The organism is Thauera sp. (assembly GCF_034003485.1).
GTDB lineage: Bacteria > Pseudomonadota > Gammaproteobacteria > Burkholderiales > Rhodocyclaceae > Thauera.
Genome location: NZ_JAVEYL010000028.1, coordinates 1 through 21,200 on the forward strand (window position 1 = coordinate 1; position 21,200 = coordinate 21,200).

Annotated in this window: 24 protein-coding genes; 10 read left to right on the plus strand and 14 right to left on the minus strand. The window is 66.0% G+C overall.

Annotation, left to right across the window (positions count from 1 at the left end):
* The 9 genes from RBT54_RS14575 to ettA form a co-directional block, all read right to left on the minus strand.
* Window positions 1–707 (minus strand): pilus assembly protein N-terminal domain-containing protein (locus RBT54_RS14575; protein ID WP_320367782.1); only part of this gene is annotated, 707 nt, incomplete at its 3' end.
* Between the two features lie 94 nt (window positions 708–801).
* The gene (gene cpaB, locus RBT54_RS14580; RefSeq protein ID WP_320367783.1) at window positions 802–1,683 is read right to left on the minus strand and encodes a Flp pilus assembly protein CpaB; all 882 of its coding nucleotides are present in this window, start codon (window positions 1,681–1,683) and stop codon (window positions 802–804) included.
* 9 nt (window positions 1,684–1,692) lie between these two features.
* Window positions 1,693–1,878, minus strand: coding sequence for a hypothetical protein (locus RBT54_RS14585; RefSeq protein WP_320367784.1), 186 nt, complete (start codon window positions 1,876–1,878; stop codon window positions 1,693–1,695).
* Complete coding sequence (locus RBT54_RS14590) at window positions 1,875–2,549, minus strand: hypothetical protein (protein WP_320367785.1); 675 nt, start codon at window positions 2,547–2,549, stop codon at window positions 1,875–1,877. The genes RBT54_RS14585 and RBT54_RS14590 overlap by 4 nt, the downstream gene beginning before the upstream one ends.
* Window positions 2,546–3,271 (minus strand): hypothetical protein, encoded by a 726-nt coding sequence (locus tag RBT54_RS14595; protein WP_320367786.1) that lies wholly within the window; start codon window positions 3,269–3,271, stop codon window positions 2,546–2,548. Before RBT54_RS14595 ends, RBT54_RS14590 begins: the two co-directional genes overlap by 4 nt.
* Window positions 3,272–3,293: 22 nt before the next feature.
* Window positions 3,294–4,484, minus strand: a complete 1,191-nt coding sequence (locus tag RBT54_RS14600; protein ID WP_320367787.1) for a hypothetical protein — start codon at window positions 4,482–4,484, stop codon at window positions 3,294–3,296.
* Complete coding sequence (locus RBT54_RS14605; protein WP_320367788.1) at window positions 4,481–5,812, minus strand: pilus assembly protein TadG-related protein; 1,332 nt, start codon at window positions 5,810–5,812, stop codon at window positions 4,481–4,483. The genes RBT54_RS14600 and RBT54_RS14605 overlap by 4 nt, the downstream gene beginning before the upstream one ends.
* Before the next feature lie 86 nt (window positions 5,813–5,898).
* A complete protein-coding gene (locus RBT54_RS14610; RefSeq protein WP_320367789.1) occupies window positions 5,899–6,222 on the minus strand; it encodes a hypothetical protein in 324 nt (107 codons plus the stop codon).
* Between the two features lie 160 nt (window positions 6,223–6,382).
* Window positions 6,383–8,047, minus strand: a complete 1,665-nt coding sequence (ettA, locus tag RBT54_RS14615; protein ID WP_320367790.1) for an energy-dependent translational throttle protein EttA — start codon at window positions 8,045–8,047, stop codon at window positions 6,383–6,385.
* Window positions 8,048–8,198: 151 nt separating this feature from the next.
* Here ettA and RBT54_RS14620 point away from each other — a divergent pair, with 151 nt between their 5' ends.
* Both RBT54_RS14620 and RBT54_RS14625 read left to right on the plus strand, forming a co-directional pair.
* Window positions 8,199–8,435 (plus strand): AbrB/MazE/SpoVT family DNA-binding domain-containing protein, encoded by a 237-nt coding sequence (locus RBT54_RS14620; RefSeq protein WP_320367791.1) that lies wholly within the window; start codon window positions 8,199–8,201, stop codon window positions 8,433–8,435.
* On the plus strand, window positions 8,435–8,833 hold the full coding sequence (locus RBT54_RS14625; RefSeq protein ID WP_320367792.1) for a type II toxin-antitoxin system VapC family toxin: 399 nt from the start codon (window positions 8,435–8,437) through the stop codon (window positions 8,831–8,833). Before RBT54_RS14620 ends, RBT54_RS14625 begins: the two co-directional genes overlap by 1 nt.
* A gap of 70 nt (window positions 8,834–8,903) precedes the next feature.
* Here the strand turns inward: RBT54_RS14625 and RBT54_RS14630 are convergent, their stop codons facing one another.
* The 3 genes from RBT54_RS14630 to RBT54_RS14640 form a co-directional block, all read right to left on the minus strand.
* Window positions 8,904–9,386, minus strand: a complete 483-nt coding sequence (locus tag RBT54_RS14630; protein ID WP_320367793.1) for a glutathione peroxidase — start codon at window positions 9,384–9,386, stop codon at window positions 8,904–8,906.
* Entirely contained in the window at window positions 9,383–11,815 is a 2,433-nt protein-coding gene (locus RBT54_RS14635) for an EAL domain-containing protein (protein ID WP_320367794.1), read from the minus strand. Before RBT54_RS14635 ends, RBT54_RS14630 begins: the two co-directional genes overlap by 4 nt.
* Window positions 11,816–11,973: 158 nt before the next feature.
* Window positions 11,974–12,750: a ferredoxin--NADP reductase gene (locus RBT54_RS14640; protein WP_320367795.1), complete on the minus strand. Its 777-nt coding sequence runs from the start codon at window positions 12,748–12,750 to the stop codon at window positions 11,974–11,976.
* Between the two features lie 115 nt (window positions 12,751–12,865).
* Between RBT54_RS14640 and RBT54_RS14645 the strand changes: the two genes are divergently transcribed.
* A complete protein-coding gene (locus RBT54_RS14645; RefSeq protein ID WP_320367796.1) occupies window positions 12,866–13,792 on the plus strand; it encodes a LysR family transcriptional regulator in 927 nt (308 codons plus the stop codon).
* Window positions 13,793–13,797: 5 nt separating this feature from the next.
* Here RBT54_RS14645 and murJ read toward each other — a convergent pair whose 3' ends face one another.
* Window positions 13,798–15,336 carry a murein biosynthesis integral membrane protein MurJ gene (gene murJ / locus RBT54_RS14650; RefSeq protein ID WP_320367797.1) on the minus strand — a complete coding sequence of 513 codons (1,539 nt, stop codon included), beginning with the start codon at window positions 15,334–15,336 and terminating at the stop codon, window positions 13,798–13,800.
* Between the two features lie 191 nt (window positions 15,337–15,527).
* Between murJ and rpsT the strand changes: the two genes are divergently transcribed.
* A complete protein-coding gene (rpsT, locus tag RBT54_RS14655; RefSeq protein WP_320367798.1) occupies window positions 15,528–15,794 on the plus strand; it encodes a 30S ribosomal protein S20 in 267 nt (88 codons plus the stop codon).
* Between the two features lie 115 nt (window positions 15,795–15,909).
* Here the strand turns inward: rpsT and RBT54_RS14660 are convergent, their stop codons facing one another.
* Window positions 15,910–16,200, minus strand: coding sequence for a DUF3579 domain-containing protein (locus RBT54_RS14660; protein WP_320367799.1), 291 nt, complete (start codon window positions 16,198–16,200; stop codon window positions 15,910–15,912).
* A gap of 255 nt (window positions 16,201–16,455) precedes the next feature.
* Here RBT54_RS14660 and RBT54_RS14665 point away from each other — a divergent pair, with 255 nt between their 5' ends.
* The 6 genes from RBT54_RS14665 to RBT54_RS14690 all read left to right on the plus strand — a co-directional run bounded on the left by RBT54_RS14665 (window position 16,456) and on the right by RBT54_RS14690 (window position 21,072).
* Window positions 16,456–17,631, plus strand: a complete 1,176-nt coding sequence (locus RBT54_RS14665; protein ID WP_320367800.1) for an aspartate aminotransferase family protein — start codon at window positions 16,456–16,458, stop codon at window positions 17,629–17,631.
* 9 nt (window positions 17,632–17,640) lie between these two features.
* Entirely contained in the window at window positions 17,641–18,564 is a 924-nt protein-coding gene (argF, locus tag RBT54_RS14670) for an ornithine carbamoyltransferase (RefSeq protein WP_320367801.1), read from the plus strand.
* A gap of 90 nt (window positions 18,565–18,654) precedes the next feature.
* On the plus strand, window positions 18,655–19,884 hold the full coding sequence (locus RBT54_RS14675; RefSeq protein WP_320367802.1) for an argininosuccinate synthase: 1,230 nt from the start codon (window positions 18,655–18,657) through the stop codon (window positions 19,882–19,884).
* A gap of 117 nt (window positions 19,885–20,001) precedes the next feature.
* Entirely contained in the window at window positions 20,002–20,232 is a 231-nt protein-coding gene (locus tag RBT54_RS14680) for a DUF2788 domain-containing protein (protein ID WP_320367803.1), read from the plus strand.
* A gap of 14 nt (window positions 20,233–20,246) precedes the next feature.
* Window positions 20,247–20,570 carry a pyrimidine/purine nucleoside phosphorylase gene (locus RBT54_RS14685; RefSeq protein ID WP_320367804.1) on the plus strand — a complete coding sequence of 108 codons (324 nt, stop codon included), beginning with the start codon at window positions 20,247–20,249 and terminating at the stop codon, window positions 20,568–20,570.
* A 16-nt stretch (window positions 20,571–20,586) separates the two neighbouring features.
* Window positions 20,587–21,072 (plus strand): YajQ family cyclic di-GMP-binding protein, encoded by a 486-nt coding sequence (locus tag RBT54_RS14690; RefSeq protein ID WP_320367805.1) that lies wholly within the window; start codon window positions 20,587–20,589, stop codon window positions 21,070–21,072.
* The last annotated feature ends 128 nt before the right edge of the window (window positions 21,073–21,200 follow it).

The following is a 21,200-nucleotide window of genomic DNA, read 5'->3' on the forward strand; positions in this document are numbered from 1 at the left end:
ACGTTGAGGCTGGAGCTGAGCGGCACCGGCCCGCCGCTGCCGTCGGGGTTGATGATGGGCGGCGCGTTCTCGCTGCCGGCGCGCAGGTCGATCTGCAGCGGCGCATTGCCGCGCCGGCCGGGCATCCAGATGCCGCCGATGGCCGCGCCGCCGGTGGCGTTCCAGGCCAGCCCGACCTCGCGCAGCATGTTGATCGGGAACTCCACGATCTGGACGTCCATGACGATCATCTTTTCCCAGCCGACCGGGTTGGTGAAGTTGATGATCTGCGGATAACGCCTGGCGAGCTCTTCGATGCGCGCCTGGTCGCGGTTGCTGAGGCTGTCGCCTTCGACCACGACCTTGTCGCCGATGACCGCGCTGCGCGCGTTGGGGATGTTGGCGAGGAAGGCGGCGATCTCGCGATTGACGCGCGGGGTCTCGGCAGGGACCACGTTGACCTTGACCCGGCGGTTGCGGCCATGGGCGGTCCAGATGTGCAGCGAGGACACGCCGACGTCGTTGGCGATGAGCAGGACCTCGCGGTCGTCGAGCACCGCGGCCGACAGCACCTTGCCGTTGCCCACCGCCAGGCGCCCGGCGTTGGGTTCGGCGAGGACGCGGGTTTCGCCCTGGAACATCGTGAGCTCGGGCATGGCAGCAGCGAGGGTGGCGGGCGCGAAGCACAACGCGAGGAGGGGGAGCAGGGTTCGGAGCAGGCGGCGCATCGGGTCGGTCGGGATGGGTGGAGGAGGGCTCGGGGAGGAGGGCTCGGGGAGGCGCGGGATGGTCGTGGTCGCGGGGCTGGGCGAAAAAACTGAATCAGTCTTCTGGCGCCTCGGCGCGCGACATCATCTTCAGCCCGCTGGTGATCGGGCCGCCGCCGTAGATCACCGGCACCGAGCTGATGCCCTTGCCGTCGCCGGCCGGCAGGCCGAGCAGCTTGCGTGCGTCCGTGATGGCGCCCGATACGGCGGCGAGGTCGCCGGGCGCGCGCAGCAGCGCGGTGACGCGGCCCACCTCGCGCGCGGCGATGACGCGCTTGGCGTCCTCGGGCGAGGTGTCCAGCGTGATGGTGGTGTAGCTGCGGACCTGGCCTTGGGCATCGCGCGCCTCGGGGTCGGCGTGGCTGCCGGTGGCGAGCACGGCGACGTTCTGCAGCAGCGTGAAGGTGAAGCTGCGCGTCTCGTCGCGCGCCGAGACGACGATGTCGATGCGGTCGCCCGGCTCGACCATGCCCGACAGCGAGCTGATCTCGTCCACCGGCACGGTGACCGCGCGCTGGCCCGATTGCAGGCGGGCCGAGAAGGTGGGCGCGCGCCGCCCCTCGAGCTGCGCCCACAGGATCGGCTCGCCGGCCGCGGCGGGATAGGCGAGCGCGAGGCTCTCGGCGCGGCTGTACTGGTCGGGCGCGATCGCGCCGGAATGCGCCCAGGTGCGCGGGATCTCGCGCACGGCCACGGAGTCCGCCGTGATCGACGTGCCCGCCGGCAGGCTGGTCTTGGCGACGACGACCTGCACCGTGTCGACCTCGGTTGCGCGTGCGTCGATCTCGGCCATCCGCTCGGACAGGTAGTTGCTTGCGGCGTAGGCGGCGAGCCCGCCCAGTGCGAGCGCGACGGCGAGGACGAGCCAGTTCTTGCGCGTGTTGCGCGTGTTGCGCGTGCTGGGCGGGCTGGCGGGGTTGGGCGTGTTCGTGGCCATCTTGTGTGCTTACAAAGGGAGGGAGATGAAGCCGCTCTGGCGGTCGAAGGCGGTGCGAACGGCGGCGAGCAGGGTGTCGACAACCGAGCCCTCGTCGCCCAGCCCGAAGCCGATGAGCATCGCCAACACCAGCAGGGCGGCGAGGTATTCGGCGAGCGCCTGTCCGCGCGCGAAGATTTTGCGGTGGTGTGTCATGGCTGCCTCGAGAGCAGGGTGAGCACGGCGCTGGTGGTGCCGTCGCGCCGCACGAGGACGAGCTGCGCCTCGCCCGCGGCGCCGCTGAAGGCCTGCGCGAGCGCGTCGTCGTCGTTGGCGAGCGGTGGGCCGTCGGGACGCAGTCCGCGGTCTGCGAGGCTTGCGGACAAGCGATCCAGGTTGGTGCGCAGGCTGTGCGGGTTGATGAGCACGAGCTGGCGCGAGGCGAGGCCGCCGTCGATCGACTCCATGTCCGAGAGCAGCTCGGAGCCCGCAGGCAGGGTGAGCCCGAGGGGCCGGCCGGCGCCCTCGCGTGCGGCTCGGCTGTCGGCGACAGCGGTCAGCACCTCGCTGCGCCCGTCCGGCAGCGGCGCGATGCTGACCGTGATGAAGAGATCGCCGCGCGCCTTTGCCAGCACCTGGGTGTGGCCCGTCTGCGAGCTCGCGACCGGGGCGCCCAGCGCGCGCTGGTAGTGGGCGGCCGCGGCGTCGGCCGGGAGCGCGGTGATCACTCGCGTGAGGCGCATCGGCACGCCGTTTACGCGGACGCGCTCGCCTATGGGTTCGATGTGGGCGTCTCGCGGGTGAGCGAGTGTCGGCCATGTGCTGGCGAGGGCGACGGATGGGGCCGCCGCGGCGAACAGCACGAGCAGGGCGAATGTGCACTTCATCGGATGCGATCCGTCGGGACGAAATCGGGGTCGACGCGGCCGATCTCGGGGAGTTGGGCGCCTTCCAGCACGAGCGGGATGAGTTTCAAGGGCGAGACGGTGGCTTCCAGCAGGCCGAACGGGAAGTGGCTCTCGAGGCTCCAGCGCTCTCGGCGCAATGCGCTTCGCACCGCCGCCGGTCCGGATGCGGACCATGGATCGACCAGCACCGTGGTGTGGCGCTCGATCGACAGGCCGAGCGCATCGAAGGGGGCGAGGCCGGCTACGTCTGCGACCTCCACCCGCACCAAGCCGGTGTGCAGGTTATGTGCATCCAGGCCCATGCCCGACGCGAACACCGCGCCCGTCGGCTGCGTCAGGACAGTGCGCTGACTGGCGGCGCCGACATGGGTGGCGAACGACGGCAGCAGCGCATCGCCACGGTGATCGGACCACAAGGGGTTGCGGTGGGCAGCAAAATCGCCCGCCACGTCGCCGGTCTTGACCGGCGCGGCGCTGGCGCTGAAGAAGCGCCGTCGCACCTCGTCGGCCAATTGGGCATCGGATTTCCACGCCTGCAGGCTGCTGCCGTGGTGGACCATGCCCTCGAAGGCCACATAGCGGCTCGCGCTGGCGGTCGTCTGTGCGATGTCGAGCTGCTTGCCCAGCAGCGGTACGATCATAAACAGCGGCAGCAGCACCAGGGCCAGTACCAGGAATTCGACGGTGGACTGACCGCTCACGCCTTGCGCGGTTGAGGGCCGCCTAGTCACGGGTGCGTGCATGGCTGCCTCGTTCGCATCGGTTGACGCCGGTGCGGGTCGCCTCTTCTGCGCACCACGCGGCCATCGACTGGCGGATTCGGGGGTCGGAGAGACCGGGGCCGTCCGCATGGCAGGGGGTGCCGCCGCTGCGTTTGGCCTCGACGGCGCACCATTCCTGGATCAAGGCATTGAAGTGGGTGACGAGCGCGTCGTCGCCGTCCTCGAAGGCGGCGTCATCGACATCATCAAGCCCGTCGTCCGCGTCTGCGCAGGGGTTCGTGCCCGTGCGCGCCGCCTCCTGCGCGCACCATTTCGTGGTCGCGTTCGGGGGCGGATCGTCGAGCGAAGTGTGTTCGCCGGGCTCGAACACGCTCGACGGAATCGCGATCGGACCGTCGAAGCGCACCACCTTCGACCGGATGAGCACGATCGGGCGCCCGTCGACCACGCCGCCGTATTCGGCGCTCAGACTCTCGTTGATCGGCATGCCGATGCCCTCGCGCAGCATGCAGCTGTGGCTCTCGAGAGGGGGCGGCGTGTGGACCCAGTGGCATTCCCGCCCTGCAATGCGGTCCTTGTCGAGGCCGGGTGCGGTTGCGACGGTGACGTCCCCCGCACGCAGTTCCTGCGGAACGAGGTTGTCCAGCGAGAGGGCTTCGCGTAGCAGGTCGATCGTTTCGCGGTCCAGATGGGGATCGGTGCGACGACCCCAGGGCCGAGAGCCGACTCTGGGGTCGATCTCGTGCGTGAATACCGTTCGGGCCTTTTCGCCGTAATGACTGATCCTGGTGACCTGGCGTTGGCGCACTTCCAGGTGACACAGTGAGAGATGGGTGAGCTCCGTCCTGCGCGTGACGATCGACGACTTGCGCAGGCCCGGGTGGTGATGCTCGATGATTTCGAAGTTGCCTACGGTGTCGAGATCGCCACTGAATCTGAACGGGATGCCTTCGCGAGCGCAGACCCCCTGGGCGCCAGGGACTTGGAGATGGGCGACTTCACGCGCCGTCGGCACTTCGCCCTGGCGATGAATCTCGTAGCCGCCTTCGATGGCATCTGTGGCAGTGGCGCTGGTGGCCGTCGTCAACAGCGCAGCAGCGATGTGCAGGGTCAAACGGCGGCGAAAACGGCAGCGAAGCGGGCGCCATGCGCGGCGGGGCAGCGAGTGCATGTGATCGAAGTGATGCGTCATGGGAGCTGGACACCGCCCTGGCGCAACTGCGCCTGGGCGCGAGCCGCGGCGGACACCGGCGCGAGGCGTGCCTGCCAGTAGGGGTTGAAGAGGCTGCCGAGCTCGTTGCGCCCGGGATGGCGGGTGTTGCCGGCATCGGGACGTTCGAAGAAGACTTCCACGCTCGAGATCGCCGCACTGACCCCGCCCACCATCGCGCCGTCGTAGAGTTGCAGCTGTCCGGCCGGCTTGACGCTGCTCGCGCCGCCCGAGAAGCGCTGTGCGGCGGCGGATTTGGTGACACGGATGGTGAGCCGGGTCGTGGGGTCGGCCATTGCCAGCGCACGGTGCGACAGTTCGCGGAAGGTGGGGATGGCGCCGCCGCCCGAAGGGGCGGGTGATGGGTCGAAACCGATGGCGACGCCGTCGGGTGACTCGGCGCGCAAACTGGCTCGCGGATTGGTGTTGCGCGAGCCGGCGTAGCTGTAGGCGCCATCGGTCAGTTCGTCATCGGACATGGCCGAGCCGTAGCCGATCGGCCGCTCGCTGCGCCGGCAACGCCAGCGGCGCACACGGTGGTGATGCGCAGAGAGCGTATCCATGGACTTCCAGCCATCGATCAGGTCGATCAGCTCGGTGCTGCCGCGCTTGCGCAACTCGATGCCGTGGCACAGCACGACGAGGCCGAAGTTCCAGTTGCGGCTTTGCAGGAAGGTTTCGCGGCTGTCATGGACCAGCGTGCCCATGCGGCGGCGCTCGTCGCGCGTGGCGTAGGAGCGGGTGAAGCTCACGAGGTCGTCGCCGATCGGTAACGGGTCGACGACCACTTGCGGGTCGTTGTCATGGGCGACGCGTTGCATCAGGGCAAGGCGGCTTGCCACGGCAGGTGCGTCTCCAGGGCCGTGCATGAACTGTTGCGACAGCGCCAGGGCCTGTATTGCTGCGTCATGGCGCCCGACCGCACCGGCCAGCGCAGGGGTGAGCGTGTCCATGATCGACTCGAAATGCGCCATTGCCTGCGCGAGTGCGTTGCCGACCCCGGGGATCAGATGCAGGTATGGGCCGATCGTGCTCGCCGAGGTGCCCATGTATTTCGCCCACGAGGCCAGCCCCACCGCCTGCCCGATCGCGATCTGGTTGGCGATGATCGCGCGGTTGGCGTAGGCGTCGTAGTTGAGCAAGCGCGCCTCGAACACGCCCGCGCTGTAGGCGACCGCGTCGGCGGTATTGGTGAGGCGCAGCTTTTCCTGCACGAGCTGGCCGATGTTGAACATGTAGAAGAGGGTGGCGGCAACGGCGATGAGCAGGACGAGCGCGAGGGGCAGGATTTGCCCTCGTTGTGGTCTCAAATCGTTTTCGTGCATCGCCCCCGTCGCTCCCATCGCGTCCATGTCCACCCTGCAGCGGTCCTGCCGCAGGGTGTTGGTCGGCCTGCCTACTTGCCGACCTGGTTCACATAGGTGTCGAGGGTGTGCTTCTGGTCGCCGACTGTCCTGGCCTTGTCGGAGGCGGTCTGCGCCGCGGTCTTGGCCGCGGTGCCGTCCTTGCCGGACAGCTCCTGCGCAATGGCGGCGGTCTGGTTACGGACGGTCTGGCCGAAGTATTGATACACCGCGATCGCGGCGACCGCGATCATCGCGACGATGATGATGTACTCGGTCATGCCTTGACCGCGCTGGGTCTGGTGCCGGGTAAGGTGCCGGATGCGCTGCTTTGCGGGTGCTGACATGATCGTGCCGTCCGTGGATGAAGTGGGCATGATGATGTCAAATGAGAAATGCATAGTCAATATGCAAATTGCGTTATGGCGCTCCCACGGAAAGCTGCCCCCACTGGCTGTGCGACGCCGGGAACGAAAAAGCCCGCTGCAGGATCGCTGCAGCGGGCTTCGAGGTGGGATGACGCAGTAAAAGAGGCGGTCAGCGTGCGATCGGCTTGTAGCGGATGCGCTTGGGCTTGGCACCTTCCTCGCCCAGGCGCTTGCGCTTGTCCTCTTCATACTCCTGGTAGTTGCCTTCGAAGAAGAACCACTGCGAATCGCCTTCGGCTGCCAGGATGTGGGTGCAGATGCGGTCGAGGAACCAGCGGTCGTGCGAGATCACCAGCGCGCAGCCGGCGAACTCGAGCAGCGCATCTTCGAGCGCGCGCAGCGTTTCCACGTCGAGGTCGTTGGACGGTTCGTCGAGCAGCAGCACGTTGCCGCCCTGGATCAGGGTCTTGGCCAGGTGCAGGCGCCCGCGCTCGCCGCCCGACAGATTGCCGACGATCTTCTGCTGATCGCCGCCCTTGAAGTTGAAGCGGCCCAGGTAGGCGCGGCTGGGCATCTCGAAGCGGCCGACGGTGAGGATGTCGGCGCCGTCCGAGATCGTCTCGAACACGGTCTTGTCGTTGGCCAGGCCCTCGCGGGTCTGGTCAACCGCGGCGATCTTCACCGTGGCGCCGATCTCGACCTCGCCCGAATCCGGCGTGTCGCGACCTTCGATCATCTTGAACAGGGTCGACTTGCCCGCGCCGTTGGGGCCGATGATGCCGACGATGGCGCCCGCCGGAATGCTGAAGCTGACGTTGTCCATCAGCAGCTTGTCGCCGAAGGCCTTGCTGACGCCGTGGAACTCGATGACCTTGTCGCCGAGGCGCTCGCCGGGCGGGATGAAGATCTCCTGGGTCTCGTTGCGGCGCTGGTATTCGACGCTCGCCATCTCCTCGTAGCGCGCCAGGCGCGCCTTCGACTTGGCCTGGCGTGCCTTCGGGTTGGAGCGCGCCCATTCCAGTTCGGTCTTCATCGCCTTCTGGTGCGCGGCTTCCTGCTTGGATTCCTGCGCCAGGCGGTCGCCCTTCTGCTCCAGCCACGACGAGTAGTTGCCCTTCCACGGGATGCCGTGGCCGCGGTCGAGTTCGAGGATCCACTCGGCGGCGTTGTCGAGGAAGTAGCGGTCGTGGGTGACGGCCACCACTGTGCCGGGGAAGCGGGTGAGGAACTGCTCCAGCCACTCGACCGATTCGGCGTCGAGGTGGTTGGTCGGTTCGTCCAGCAGCAGCATGTCGGGCTTGGACAGCAGCAGCTTGCACAGCGCCACGCGGCGCTTCTCGCCACCTGACAGTTTGCCGATCACCGCGTCCCAGGGCGGCAGGCGCAGCGCGTCGGCGGCGATCTCCATCTGGGTCTCGACGTCGCTGCCGGCGGTGGCCAGGATGTTCTCGTACTTCGCCTGCTCCTCGGCGAGCTTGTCGAAGTCGGCGTCGGGCTCGGCGTAGGCGGCGTACACCGCTTCGAGCTTCACGCGCGCTTCCATGATCTCGCCGAGCGCGGACTCGACCTCTTCCTTGACGGTCTTGGTGGCGTCGAGCTCGGGTTCCTGCGGCAGGTAGCCGATACGCTGGCCGGCGAGCCACTGCACCTCGCCGTCGTATTCCTTATCCACGCCGGCCATGATGCGCAGCACGGTGGACTTGCCCGAGCCGTTGAGGCCGAGCAGGCCGATCTTGGCGCCGGGGAAGAAGGAGAGGGAAATGTCCTTGATGATCTGACGCTTGGGCGGAACGATCTTGCTCACGCGCAGCATCGACATGACGTATTGGGCCACTACGGGTACCTCGTTGGCGGTGTTCGGTAAGGCAGAAAAGGCTGGAGTTTACCCGACTGGACGGCCGCAGGCACGCATGGAACTTGCGGCTACCTGATAGGGGTATTACGCTTCAACTGTTTGTAAGAAATGCAGGATGGAGGGAATCGACATGCGCACCACACTGACGAGCAAGGGGCAGGTGACGATCCCCAAGCACATCCGCGACGCGCTGCACCTCGAGCCCGGCTGCGCGATCGAGTTCCGCATCAACCGTGAAGGCGAGATTGTCTTGACGCGGCCCGGTGCGTTGCGCGAAGAGAACGGTCGCTTCGAACGCTTGCGCGGCAAGGCCGACGTCAAGTGGCGGACGGACGAACTGATGACATTGTTGCGTGGCGACGACTGATGCTGTTGGTCGACACCAACGTGCTGATCGATGTGCTGGAAGACGACCCGCATTGGGCGGATTGGTCCATCGCCATGCTGCGCCAGCAATCGCAACTGCACCGATTCGCGATCAATCCGGTCATCTATGCCGAACTTTCCTTGACCTTTTCGACGGTCGAGGCGCTCGATGAGGCGGTAGGGGGCTTCGGTGTCGATGTCTGCGAGATCCCCAGGCCGGCGCTCTTTCTCGCAGGGAAGGCGTTCGTGGCGTACCGCAAGAACGGTGGCCAGCGCCCCAACGTGCTGGCGGATTTCTTCATCGGCGCCCATGCGGCAGTGGAAGGCTGGCCGATCCTGACGCGTGATCCGCGCAAGTACCGGCAGTATTTCCCTTCGGCCGAACTCGTGACGCCTTGAATCGTGTCGGGCGCGTGCGCCCTTCGCGTTGGCGCACGCGCATCCGGGCCTGCGCACGCGGTCTCCTTCGCTACAGCATCGCCTCGATATCCTTCACCAGTTCCTCCGGCGTGGTCGTCGGCGCGTAGCGTTCGATGCGCTCGCCGTCGGGGCTGACGAGGAACTTGGTGAAGTTCCACTTGATTGCCTCGGTGCCGAGGATGCCCTTGGCGTGCTGCTTGAGGTGCTTGTACAGCGGATGGGCGCCGTCGCCGTTGACGTCGATCTTGGCGAACAGCGGGAAGCTGACACTGTAGTTCTTCGCGCAGAAGGCGCCGATCTCTTCTGCGCTGCCCGGCTCCTGGGCGCCGAACTGGTTGCACGGAAAGCCGAGCACGACCAGGCCGCGGTCCTTGTAGGTCTGGTACAGCTTTTCCAGGCCAGCGTAATGCGGGGTGAGGCCGCACTGGCTGGCGGTGTTGACGATCAGCAGCACCTTGCCGGCGTATTCACCGAGCGTGGTGGTGCCGCCGGCAAGGCGTTCGACTTCGATGTCGTACAGGCTGGAGCTCATGAGTTTTCTCCGGAGGCGGGGCGGGCGGTGGAAAGGCGCGTTTCGATCTCCGCAGCCGGCACCGGGCGGCTGATGAGGTAGCCCTGCAACTGGTGGCAACCCTGGGCGGTCAGGAAGTTGCGCTGTGCCTTGGTTTCCACACCCTCGGCGATCGCTTCCAGGCCCAGGCTGTGCGCCATGCCAATGATGGCGGCGGCGATCTTGCCCTCGGTGCCTGCGGTGCTGATGTCGCTGACGAAGCTGCGGTCGATCTTGAGCGCATTGACCGGGAACTGGCGCAGGTAGTTCAGCGAAGAGTAGCCGGTGCCGAAGTCGTCGATCGACAGCCGCACGCCCATGTCGCGAAGGCGGATCAGGGTGTGAATGGTGCGATCGATGTCGCGCATCAGCATGGTTTCGGTCAGCTCGAGCTCGATCAGGCTGCGCGCGAGCCCGGCGCTGTCGATGGCTCGGGCCACGCGCGAGACGAAATTCAGCTGAGCCAGCTGTTGCGCAGACAGGTTCACGGCGATCGGCACCACCTCCAGCCCCGCGTCCAGCCACGCGCGCTGCTGGCGGCAGGCCTCGTCAAGCACCCAGTCGCCGATCACGTTGATGAGGCCGGTTTCCTCGGCCAGCGGGATGAAGCGCCCGGGCGCCACCATGCCGAGCTCAGGGTGCTGCCAGCGCAGCAAGGCCTCGAGGCCGAGCAGGCGCCCGCTGCGTGCGCACACCTTGGGCTGATAGTGCAGCAGCAATTCGCCGCGATCGGTGGCGCCGCGCAACTGGTTCTCGAGCAGCAACTGGCCGAGCGAGGCGGTGCTCATCTCCGCCGAGTAGAACTCGAAGCCGTTGCGGCCGGCTTGCTTGGCACGATGCATGGCGGCATCGGCGTTGCGCAGCAGGATCGATTCCGTGCCGCCGTCCTGGTCGTAGAGCGCGATGCCGATGCTGGCGGTGACGGTGATGCGGTGCTCGCCGAGCTGGCAGGGCAGGGCTACCGCATCGAGGATCCGGCGCGCGACCGTGGCCGCATCCTGCGCGTTGCCCGCATCGGGGAGCACGAACACGAATTCGTCACCGCTCAGGCGCGCGAGCGTGTCGGTTTCGCTGATGGCGGCGCGGCAGCGCTCGGTGATCTGCAGCAGCAGGCCGTCGCCGCTCTCGTGGCCGAGCGTGTCGTTGATGGTCTTGAAGCGGTCGAGGTCGAGCAGCAGCACGGCGAGGCCACACTTGTCGCGCCGGGCCTGCAGCAGGACTTGGTGCAATCGGTCTTGCAGCAGGGCGCGGTTGGGCAAATTCGTCAGTGGGTCGTGGTGCGCCAGATGCAGGATGCGCGCCTCGGCTTCCTTGCGCTCGGTGATGTCCGAGAAGATGCCGATGTAGTTGAGCGCCTCCCCCTCGGCACTGCGCACGGCGGTGATCGACAGCCACTCCGGATAGATCGAGCCGTTGCGCCGGCGATTCCAGATCTCGCCCTGCCATTGGCCGCGGCTATCGATCGCGGTCCACATGCGGCGATAGAAGCCGGCGTCCTGGCGCCCGGAGTTGAGGATGGCCGGCGAATGGCCGATGACGTCGTCCAGGCTGTAGCCGGTGATGCGGGTGAATGCAGGATTGACCGCGATGATTACCGCCTGCGCGTCGGTGATCAGCATGCCCTCGCTGGAATTGGTGAACACCGTGGCATAGCGCCTGAGTTCGCCTTCGGCATGCTTGAGGGCAGTGATCTTGTGAGCGAGATCCGCATTGGTCTCGGACACGGCGAGCGTGGCCTTGCGCAGGCGGATGGCGGTGACAAGCAGGTAAAGGCCCAGACTCAGTGCTACCAGCAGAAGAAGCACGCGATGCGTCTGCATTCGCGCCGTCGCCGCTTCGTAACCCGCCGTGTAGGTCGTGACCAGCAATTCACCCTGTCGTGCCGTAGCCAGCCCGAGGAGCTCATGTGTGATGGCGTCCAGGTGCCGGCGACGCGCGAGCGCCGCAGCCGCATCGTCTTCCTTGGCCTCGGGGCCTGCGCGCTCGGTACGCTCGTTCGCGCTGGCGCCGAGTTCCTGGCGCAGCGTGTCGATCAGGGCCTGCTTGCGGTCCTGCAGTTCTACGTAACGCTGGATCTGAACGAGCACCCGCATCGTGTCTGCACTGTCCAGGAAGGTGGGCGTGGCGCGCAGCGCCTTGATCAGCGCTCGGATGCGCACGGTGCGTGCATCGACCTCGGTCCAGCCCGGATCCGCATCGCCCAGGCGCCGGGCGACGGCGGCGGTGTCGAGTTCGGCGTCGAGTTGGCGAATCTCGCGCAGATCGCGGGCGTAACGCAGATGTTCGCGCGTGGTGACCGCTCCCGCTTCGATGAAGATCCAGCCGATGAAGGCGAGGCCGAGCAGCACCAGCACCAGCACGCGGATGCTGGTGGAGGTTCTCAACAACTGGGCGACGGCGAGGCGCGTCATGAGGCGCGCTCAGCAGTCCGGACGGGCGAGGAGGCGTGGGAGAGGAGGAGGTCGGCTTGAATCACGGGCCGCGATGCTATCGGCAGCCGATCTTCGAGATTTGATCTAGATCAACAAATTCCGGATAGGACATGTGCGTTTGCGGCCCGCGTCTGCATTCATTTCTCCACAAACGCGCGCTCGATGACGTAATCGCCCGGCACGCCGATGCGCGGCGACATCGCAAAGCCATGCGCGTCGAGCAGGTCGCAGCAGTCCTTGTTCATCGCCTGGCTGCCGCAGATCATCACCCGGTCGTGCGCTGGATCGAGCGCCGGCAGGCCGATGTCGGCAAACAGGCGGCCGGACTCGATCGCGTGGGTGATGCGGCCCGTGTTGCGGAAGGGCTCGCGGGTGACTGTCGGGTAGTAGATGAGCTGCTCGCGCACCTGCGCGCCGAAGAACTCGTTCTGCGGCAACACGCGGGTAATGAAGTCGGTGTAGGCTAGTTCCGACGCGAAGCGCACGCCATGCACCAGCACCACCTTCTCGAAGCGCTCGTATGTCTCCGGGTCCTGGATCACGCTAAGGAAGGGCGCGAGCCCGGTGCCGGTGGCGAGCAGGTAGAGGCGCTTGCCGGGGTTGAGGTCGTGCAGCACCAGCGTGCCGGTGGGCTTCTTGCTGACCACGATCGGGTCGCCCTCGCGCAGATGTTGCAGGCGCGAGGTCAGCGGGCCGTCGGGCACCTTGATGCTGAAGAACTCGAGGTGTTCCTCGTAGTTCGGGCTGGCGATGCTGTAGGCGCGCGTCAGGGGCTTGCCCTCAACATCGAGCCCGATCATCACGAACTGGCCGTTCTCGAAGCGCAGCCCCGGGTTACGGGTGGTGCGGAAGCTGAACAGGGAGTCGTTCCAGTGATGGACGCTGAGGACGCGTTCGGTGACGAGATTGCTCATGGTTTGGGTCTCTGCCGGAGTGGGCCCCGGGGCCGTTTGACGATGGGCAGATTCTAGGCAGCTTCTCTTAGTGCTAAGGTGGATAATTCTTCTATCGCTTACCTATCGAGTCGATATGCGATTCACCCTTCGCCAGATGCAGGTCTTCGTCGAGATCGCGCGCAGTGAGAACGTCTCGCGCGCGGCCGAGGCGCTGTCGCTGTCGCAATCCGCCGCCAGCGCGGCATTGGCCGAGCTCGAGAACCAGTTCGACCAGCAGCTCTTCGATCGCAAGGGCAAGCGCCTGCGCCTCAATGACCAGGGCAGCCTGCTGCTGCCGCATGCGGTGGAACTGCTCGACCGCGCTTCCGAGATCGAAGCCTTGCTGCGCGGCGAGCGCGGGCTGGGCAGCCTGCGCGTGGGCGCGACGCTCACCATCGGCAACTATCTGCTGCCGCTGATCGTGTCGAATTTCCTGCAGGCTCACCCCGAGAGCCGCGTCCGACTGCAGGTGCACAACACGGCCACCATCGCCGGCATGCTGCTGCACCACGAGATCGACCTCGGCCTGGTGGAGGGGCAGGTGGTCGATCCCGAGCTCGAGGTGGAAACCTGGGTTGAGGACGAGATCGTCGTGTTCTGCGCGCCGGGTCATCCGCTGGCCGGGCGCGGCAGCGTCGCCTTTGCCGAGATTGCCGACCAGTCGTGGATCCTGCGCGAGCGCGGCTCGGGCACGCGTGCCACCTTCGATGCGGCACTGCGTCACTGGCCCGGCGGCATCGTGCCCCGGCTCGAGCTCGAACATACCGAAGCGGTGAAGCGGGCGGTGGAGAGCGGGCTGGGGCTGGGCTGCCTGTCGCGCCTTGCGCTGCGCGACGCCTTCCGTCGCGGCAGCCTGGTGGCGCTCGAGACGCCGGAACTCGACCTGCGCCGGAGGTTCAGCTTCGTGTGGCATCGCGGCAAATATCACAGCGCGGCGATGCGGCGGTTCCTGGAGGACTGCCGCGCCTTCACCGCGGGCGCCAGGCGCAGCGATCAGATCCCGCTGCCGCCGGTGGCTTGAACCGATCAGGTCGTCCCGCGCCGGCGGAAGTCGCGCAGCCGGAAGCCAAGTGCAAACAGGGTCGCGAAATACGCCATCGCCCCCGCGCCCACCACCAGCGCCAGCCGACCGGCGCGCTCGAGCCCGCCGATCTCGGTCCACAGTGCCGCCGGCCCGCTCGCAAACCACAGCACGCCGCCCATCACCACCAGCGCCGCCAGCAACTTCAACGCGAACACACCCCAGCCCTGCTGCGGCATATACACCTGGCGCTTGCGCAGCCCGCGGTAGAGCAGCGCCGCGTTCACGCACGACGCCAGCCCAATCGACAGTGCCAGCCCCGCGTGGCGCAGCGGCAGGATGAAAGCGAGGTTCATCAACTGCGTGGCGATCAGCGTGATGATCGCGATCTTCACCGGCGTGCGGATGTCCTGGCGGGCGTAGAAGCCGGGCGCCAGCACCTTCACCAGGATCAGCCCGGTCAGGCCGACGCTGTAGGCCACCAGCGCGCTGCGCGTGTGCATCACGTCGGTGGCGGAAAACGCCCCGTAATTGAACAGCGTCGCCACCAGCGGCACCGCCAGCAGCGCCAGTCCGAGCGCCGCCGGCAGGGTCAGCATCAGGGTCAGGCGCAGGCCCCAGTCGAGGAGCGACGAGAATTCGTCTGCCTTGTCGTCGGCGTGCAGCCGGGACAGGCTCGGCAGCAGGATCGTCCCCAGCGCAACGCCCAGCAGCCCGGCGGGAAACTCCATCAGGCGGTCGGCGTAATACAGCCACGACACGCTGCCGCTCTCCAGGAAGGACGCGAAGATCGTGTTGATCAGCAGCGAGATCTGGCTCACCGACACGCCCAGGATCGCCGGCGCCATCAGCTTCATGACGCGGCGCACGCCGGGGTCGGACAGGTTGAAGTCGAAGCGCGGCAGCATGCCGATCTTCATCAGCGGGCGGATCTGCAGCGCGAGCTGCAGCAGCCCGCCCAGGAACACCGCCCACGCCAGCGCCAGCACCGGCGGATCGAAGTACGGCACCGCCAACAGCGCCATGCCGATGAAGGCGAGGTTGAGCAGCACCGGGGTGAAGGCTGGGATCGCGAACCGGCTCCAGGTGTTGAGCACGCCGCCGGCCAGCGCCACCAGCGACATGAAGAAGATGTACGGAAAGGTGATGCGGGTGAGCTCGACGGTGAGCTCGAACTTGCCCGGGTCGCCCGCGAAGCCCGGCGCCGATACATAGATGATGAACGGTGCCGCCAGCGCGCCGAGTGCCGCGACCACCGCCACCACCAGCCCGAGCAGGGTCGCCACGCGATTGACCAGCGTATGCGTGGCCTCCTCGCCCTGGCGGTTCTTGTACTCGGCGAGGATGGGCACGAAGGCCTGCGAGAACGCGCCTTCGGCAAACATGCGCCGCAGCAGGTTGGGCAGGCGGAAGGCGACGAAGAAGGCGTCGGTCGCCATGCCGGCGCCGAAGGCGCGCGCGATCACGAAGTCGCGCACGAAGCCGAGAATGCGGGACAGCAGCGTCATGCCGCTGACGGTGGCGAGGGCGCGCAGGAGGTTCATGCCGGTCGGGGGCGGGCGCCGGTCGGGCGTCCAGAAAACACGAAGCGCGCATCATAGCCGCCCGCCGGCGTGCCGATAAGCGCGGTATAAAGCAGGAACTCGAGCAGAGCGCCAGAACGCGCTTGCATTCCTCGGCTTGGGTTCATATAATCACGGACTTTTCTAGAACCACCAATACGGAATTCAAATTTATGGCCAACTCGGCACAAGCTCGCAAGCGCGCCCGTCAGGCGACCAAGGCCCGCGGACACAACGCCAGCCTTCGTTCCCGCCTGCGTACCGCGATCAAGGCCGTGCGTAAGGCCATCGTGGGTGGCGACAAGGCGGCGGCTCAGTCGGTCTTTCGCACCTCGATGAGCACGATCGACACCATCGCGGACAAGAACATCATCCACAAGAACAAGGCTGCTCGTCACAAGAGCCGTCTGTCGGCTGCCGTCAAGTCGATGGCTGCCTGATTCTTGCTGCACGATGTCGGCGCTTCGGCGCCGAAGCAAAAAAAGCGACCTGCGGGTCGCTTTTTTGTTGCCTGTCGCGGATAAAGGGCTTCAGGTCGAACTCGTCGGCGCAGTCTCAGAGCGGCGTGTCGCCGACCCACTCGATCTGCAGGTTGTTGTCGTTGGCGAAGTTCACCATGAACTTGTAGGCCAGCGGCTCGACGTCGTAGAGGCGGGCGTCCACCAGTACGGTCTTGTCGCCCTTGAGCGTGCAGCCCGGGCGCACATACGGTGAATACATCATGCGGTGGTCGGCGCCGAAGGCGGACATCACGCCGCACAGGCGGTCTGCCCAGTCGCTTGGACGGAATTTCTTCCCCTCCCTCGTGACCCCGACAATGATGAAGTTTTCAATCTTCTGGTTCATGTGTGATGCCTTGGCGGCTTCGGGGATGTCCTTGTTCCGGTTCTTGGCTGCCAGAATCAAAACGCGGCGGATTCTAGCAGAAAACCGTATGCCGGCGCCCGCTGGCGGAATGTGAGAGCGCGGCTGTTGGCGAGCCTGTCCCCGCGGCGCTTATGTACAGGGCGCTGGGTTTTGGCTTAACATTCAGCACTGTTCCTGCACGGCGGCACCTGCCGCCGTGCGCGTTTCCTGGCTTCGTTCAGATCGAGGTACCCCATGTCCCATGTCATGAACACCTACGCGCGCTTGCCGGTGGCCTTCACGCACGGCGAAGGCGTGTGGCTGTACGACGAGACTGGCAAGCGTTATCTCGATGCCCTCTCCGGCATCGCCGTCAGCACCCTCGGCCACAACCACCCGCGCCTGGTCAAGGCCATCGCCGACCAGGCTGCGCGCGTCCTGCATACTTCAAACCTTTACGGCATCCCGCTGCAGGACAAGCTCTCGGACCGCATCGCCGAGGCCTCGGGGATGGACGAGGTGTTCTTCTGCAACTCGGGCTGCGAGGCCAACGAGGCCGCGATCAAGCTCGCGCGCATGTACGGCCACAAGAAGGGCATCGACGTGCCGCACATCATCGTCATGGAGCAGGCCTTTCACGGCCGCACCATGGCGACGCTGTCGGCCACCGGCAACCGCAAGGCGCAGGCCGGTTTCGAGCCGCTGGTGCAGGGCTTCATCCGTGTGCCCTACAAGGACATCGAGGCGATCCGCAAGATCGGCGAGCACAACCACGGCGTGGCCGCGGTGATGGTCGAGATGATCCAGGGCGAGGGCGGTGTCAACGTGGCCGACGAAGCCTTCCAGCGCGAGCTGCGCGCCCTGTGCGACGAGAAGGGCTGGCTCATGATCTGTGACGAGGTCCAGTGCGGCATGGGCCGCACCGGCAAGTGGTTTGGCTGGCAGCACGCCGGCGCCATGCCCGACGTCATGACCCTGGCAAAGGGCCTCGCCTCGGGCGTGCCGATCGGCGCCTGCGTCACCGCGGGCAAGGCCAAGGGCCTGTTCGGGCCGGGCAACCACGGCTCCACCTTCGGCGGCAACCCGCTCGCCTGCGCAGCCGCGCTCGCCACCTTCGACGCCATCGTCGACGACAAGCTGATGGACAACGCCGTTGCCGTCGGCGAGGCGATCCGCAAGGGTATGGCCGAGGCGCTCGCGGGCGTCGCCGGCATCGTCGATATCCGTGGCCGCGGCCTCATGATCGGCATCGAGCTCGACCGCCCCTGTGGCGCGCTGATGGGGCGTGCGGCCGAGCAGGGCCTGCTGATCAGCGTGACCTCCGAGCGCGTGGTGCGCCTGCTGCCGGCGCTCACCTTCACCGCGGCCGACGCGCAGACCCTGGTGGCCATGCTGGCGCCGATGATTCGCGACTTCCTCGCAAACGGCTGAGGACTGCCTATGACCTCGATCAAGCACTACCTGCAGTTCAACGACTTCACGCGCGAGGAATACGACTACCTGTTCGCGCGCGCCAAGTGGATCAAGGACAAGTTCAAGCGTTACGAGCCTTACCACCCGCTCTTCGACCGCACGCTGGTGATGATCTTCGAGAAGGCCAGCACGCGCACGCGTCTGTCATTCGAGGCCGGCATGCAGCAGCTCGGCGGTTCGGCGATCTACCTCAACACGCGCGACTCGCAGCTCGGTCGCGGCGAGCCGGTCGAGGACGCTGGCCAGGTCATCTCGCGCATGAGCGACCTGGTGATGATCCGCACCTTCGAGCAGGACATCGTCGAGCGTTTCGCGGCCAATTCGCGCGTGCCGATCATCAACGGGCTGACCAACGAATATCACCCCTGCCAGATCCTCGCCGACATCTTCACCTTCATCGAGCATCGCGGCTCGATCCAGGGCAAGACGGTGGCGTGGATCGGCGACAGCAACAACATGTGCAACACCTGGCTGCAGGCCGCCGAGGTGCTGGACTTCAATGTGCATGTGTCGACCCCGCCGGGCTATGAAGTGGAGCCCGAGCGCGCCGGCCTCTACGGCACCGACCACTTCGAGCAGTTCGCCGACCCGATGGATGCCTGCCGCGGCGCCGACCTGGTGACCACCGACGTGTGGACCTCGATGGGCTTCGAAGCCGAGAACGAGGAGCGCATGAAGGCCTTCGCCGACTGGTGCGTGGATGCCGAGATGATGTCGGTGGCACACAAGGATGCGGTCTTCATGCACTGCCTGCCCGCGCACCGTGGCGAAGAAGTGACCGCCGAAGTCATGGATGGCCCGCAGTCGGTCGTCTGGGACGAGGCCGAGAACCGCCTCCACGCGCAGAAGGCGCTGATGGAATACCTGGTGCTCGGCCGCATTCAGGACTGATCAAGAGAACCCCGCTCCCACGAAACATCGAACACTCACGGCACACACGGGCGTGCGTGCCGGCAACACAGCAGGAAACAGGAAAACAGCATGAGCGACGTCAACAAAGTAGTGCTCGCCTACTCGGGCGGGCTGGACACTTCGGTCATCCTGAAGTGGCTGCAGGACACCTACCAGTGCGAAGTGGTCACCTTCACCGCCGACCTCGGTCAGGGCGAAGAGCTCGAGCCCGCGCGCATCAAGGCGCTCAAGTTCGGCATCAAGCCCGAGAACATCTTCATCGACGACCTGCGCGAAGAGTTCGTGCGCGACTTCGTCTTCCCCATGTTCCGCGCCAACACCGTCTACGAAGGCGAGTACCTGCTCGGCACCTCCATCGCCCGCCCGCTCATCGCCAAGCGCCAGATCGACATCGCGCGCGCCACCGGCGCCGACGCCGTGTCGCACGGCGCCACCGGCAAGGGCAACGACCAGGTCCGCTTCGAGCTCGGCTACTACGCGCTGATGCCGGGCGTGAAGGTCATCGCCCCGTGGCGCGAATGGGACCTGCTGTCGCGCGAGAAGCTGCTCGCCTACGCCGAAAAGCACGGCATCCCGATCGAGATGAAGCACAAGCAGGGCGGCTCGCCCTACTCGATGGACGCCAACCTGCTGCACATCTCCTTCGAAGGCCGCCACCTCGAGGATCCCGCCGCCGAGGCCGAGGAATCGATGTGGCGCTGGACGGTTTCGCCCGAAGCCGCGCCGGACGCCGCCGAATACGTCGACCTGGAATTCGAGCAGGGTGACCTCGTCGCCATCAATGGCACCCGCATGAAGGCGCACGAGCTGCTCGCCAAGTTCAACGAGCTCGGCGGCAAGCACGGCATCGGGCGGCTGGACCTGGTGGAAAACCGCTACGTCGGCATGAAGAGCCGCGGCTGCTACGAGACCCCGGGCGGCACCATCCTGCTCAAGGCGCACCGCGCCATCGAATCGATCACGCTCGACCGCGAAGTCGCCCACCTCAAGGACGACCTCATGCCGCGCTACGCCAGCATGATCTACAACGGCTACTGGTGGAGCCCCGAGCGCCTCGCGCTGCAGGCCCTCATCGACAACACCCAGCAGAGCGTCAACGGCTGGGTGCGCCTCAAGCTCTACAAGGGCAACGTCATCGTCACCGGCCGCGACTCCAAGACCGATTCGCTGTTCGACCCCACCATCGCCACCTTCGAGGACGACGCCGGCGCCTACAACCAGAAGGACGCCCACGGCTTCATCCGCCTCAACGCACTGCGCATGCGTATCGCCGCCAACGCCAAGACCAAGCGCGGCTAATTTTCGTGGGAGCGGGCTTGCCCGCGAATAGCGCTCGCGAGACCGACATTCGCGGGCAAGCCCGCTCCCACAGCACACGCTTTTGCGAGACGAAGCTCACCCGGCCAATTCGACGCGATGAACAACGAAGACCTTATCCTCGGACTCAGCTTCACCGAGTTCGAGGACCTTGCCCTCCAGGTCGGCCTCACCGGCCTGATCCTGTTCATGTTGTTCATCATCTGGAACCTGGGCAAGGAATCCAAAGCAGGCCGCTACGGCATGATGTGGATGTTCCTCGGCCTGGGCATCGGCTTCGTCGGTTTCGTCGCCAAGGCCATCATCCAGAAAGTGCTCGGAATCGAATAAGGAATCTGTACCTCATGGCCATCACCGCCAAGATCGACGGCGTCGCCGTCGCCACCCAGGCCAACGTCTACTTCGACGGCAAGTGCGTCAGCCACAGCATCCAGTTCGCCAATGGCACCAAGAAGTCCGTCGGCGTCATCCTCCCGGCCACGCTCACCTTCAACACCGGCGCGCCCGAGATCATGGAAGGCGTGGCCGGAAGCTGCCGCGTGCGCATGAAGGGCGAGGCAGAATGGAAGGCCTACGGCGCCGGCGAATCCTTCAACGTGCCGGGCAATTCCAGCTTCGACATCGAAGTCGTGGGCGAGCCTTACCACTACATCTGCCACTTCGGCTGACCGGGGGAGGGGAGCCATGCCGTCTTTCGACATCATGTCCGAGGTCGATCAGCCCTCGCTGCGTAACGCCGTCGAGCAGGCCAACCGCAAGATCGAGGGCCGCCACGACTTCAAGGGCACCAGCGCCAAGATCGAACACGCCGAAAAGCTGCTCACCCTCTACGGCGACAGCGACTTCCAGCTCGACCAGATCAAGACCATCCTGCTGCCCGAGATGACGAAGAAGAACGTCGACGTGCGCTGCCTGGATTACGGCGACGTGCAGAAGATCTCCGGCAACAAGGTCAAGCAGGAAGTGAAGGTCCGTGTCGGCGTTGAACAGGACCTGTCCAAGAAGATCGTCAAGCTGCTGAAAGACAGCAAGATGAAGGTCCAGGCCGCCATCCAGGGCGACGCCGTGCGCGTCTCCGGCGCCAAGCGCGACGTGCTGCAGGACGCCATCGCGCTGGTCAAGAAGGAGATCACGGACTTTCCGCTGCAGTACGGGAATTTCCGCGACTGAACCGTTGGTGCCTTGATGAGGGAGTGGCTATGCGGGTCGTTCAGCCCTGCATGGCCACTTTTGCTTTCAGGACGAGAACCCGAGCTAAGCGCGTCAGCGGTCTATTTTTTCGTCAAGCAAACTTGCCA

Excerpts from the sequence above, each read along its gene's own strand:
- cpaB (WP_320367783.1), bottom strand. The coding sequence starts at position 1,683 with ATGGCCACGAACACGCCCAACCCCGCCAGCCCGCCCAGCACGCGCAAC.
- RBT54_RS14585 (WP_320367784.1), bottom strand. The coding sequence starts at position 1,878 with ATGACACACCACCGCAAAATCTTCGCGCGCGGACAGGCGCTCGCCGAA.
- RBT54_RS14590 (WP_320367785.1), bottom strand. The coding sequence starts at position 2,549 with ATGAAGTGCACATTCGCCCTGCTCGTGCTGTTCGCCGCGGCGGCCCCA.
- RBT54_RS14600 (WP_320367787.1), bottom strand. The coding sequence starts at position 4,484 with ATGACGCATCACTTCGATCACATGCACTCGCTGCCCCGCCGCGCATGG.
- RBT54_RS14610 (WP_320367789.1), bottom strand. The coding sequence starts at position 6,222 with ATGCCCACTTCATCCACGGACGGCACGATCATGTCAGCACCCGCAAAG.
- RBT54_RS14620 (WP_320367791.1), top strand. The coding sequence starts at position 8,199 with ATGCGCACCACACTGACGAGCAAGGGGCAGGTGACGATCCCCAAGCAC.
- RBT54_RS14625 (WP_320367792.1), top strand. The coding sequence starts at position 8,435 with ATGCTGTTGGTCGACACCAACGTGCTGATCGATGTGCTGGAAGACGAC.
- RBT54_RS14630 (WP_320367793.1), bottom strand. The coding sequence starts at position 9,386 with ATGAGCTCCAGCCTGTACGACATCGAAGTCGAACGCCTTGCCGGCGGC.
- RBT54_RS14635 (WP_320367794.1), bottom strand. The coding sequence starts at position 11,815 with ATGACGCGCCTCGCCGTCGCCCAGTTGTTGAGAACCTCCACCAGCATC.
- RBT54_RS14640 (WP_320367795.1), bottom strand. The coding sequence starts at position 12,750 with ATGAGCAATCTCGTCACCGAACGCGTCCTCAGCGTCCATCACTGGAAC.
- RBT54_RS14645 (WP_320367796.1), top strand. The coding sequence starts at position 12,866 with ATGCGATTCACCCTTCGCCAGATGCAGGTCTTCGTCGAGATCGCGCGC.
- murJ (WP_320367797.1), bottom strand. The coding sequence starts at position 15,336 with ATGAACCTCCTGCGCGCCCTCGCCACCGTCAGCGGCATGACGCTGCTG.
- rpsT (WP_320367798.1), top strand. The coding sequence starts at position 15,528 with ATGGCCAACTCGGCACAAGCTCGCAAGCGCGCCCGTCAGGCGACCAAG.
- RBT54_RS14660 (WP_320367799.1), bottom strand. The coding sequence starts at position 16,200 with ATGAACCAGAAGATTGAAAACTTCATCATTGTCGGGGTCACGAGGGAG.
- RBT54_RS14665 (WP_320367800.1), top strand. The coding sequence starts at position 16,456 with ATGTCCCATGTCATGAACACCTACGCGCGCTTGCCGGTGGCCTTCACG.
- argF (WP_320367801.1), top strand. The coding sequence starts at position 17,641 with ATGACCTCGATCAAGCACTACCTGCAGTTCAACGACTTCACGCGCGAG.
- RBT54_RS14675 (WP_320367802.1), top strand. The coding sequence starts at position 18,655 with ATGAGCGACGTCAACAAAGTAGTGCTCGCCTACTCGGGCGGGCTGGAC.
- RBT54_RS14680 (WP_320367803.1), top strand. The coding sequence starts at position 20,002 with ATGAACAACGAAGACCTTATCCTCGGACTCAGCTTCACCGAGTTCGAG.
- RBT54_RS14685 (WP_320367804.1), top strand. The coding sequence starts at position 20,247 with ATGGCCATCACCGCCAAGATCGACGGCGTCGCCGTCGCCACCCAGGCC.
- RBT54_RS14690 (WP_320367805.1), top strand. The coding sequence starts at position 20,587 with ATGCCGTCTTTCGACATCATGTCCGAGGTCGATCAGCCCTCGCTGCGT.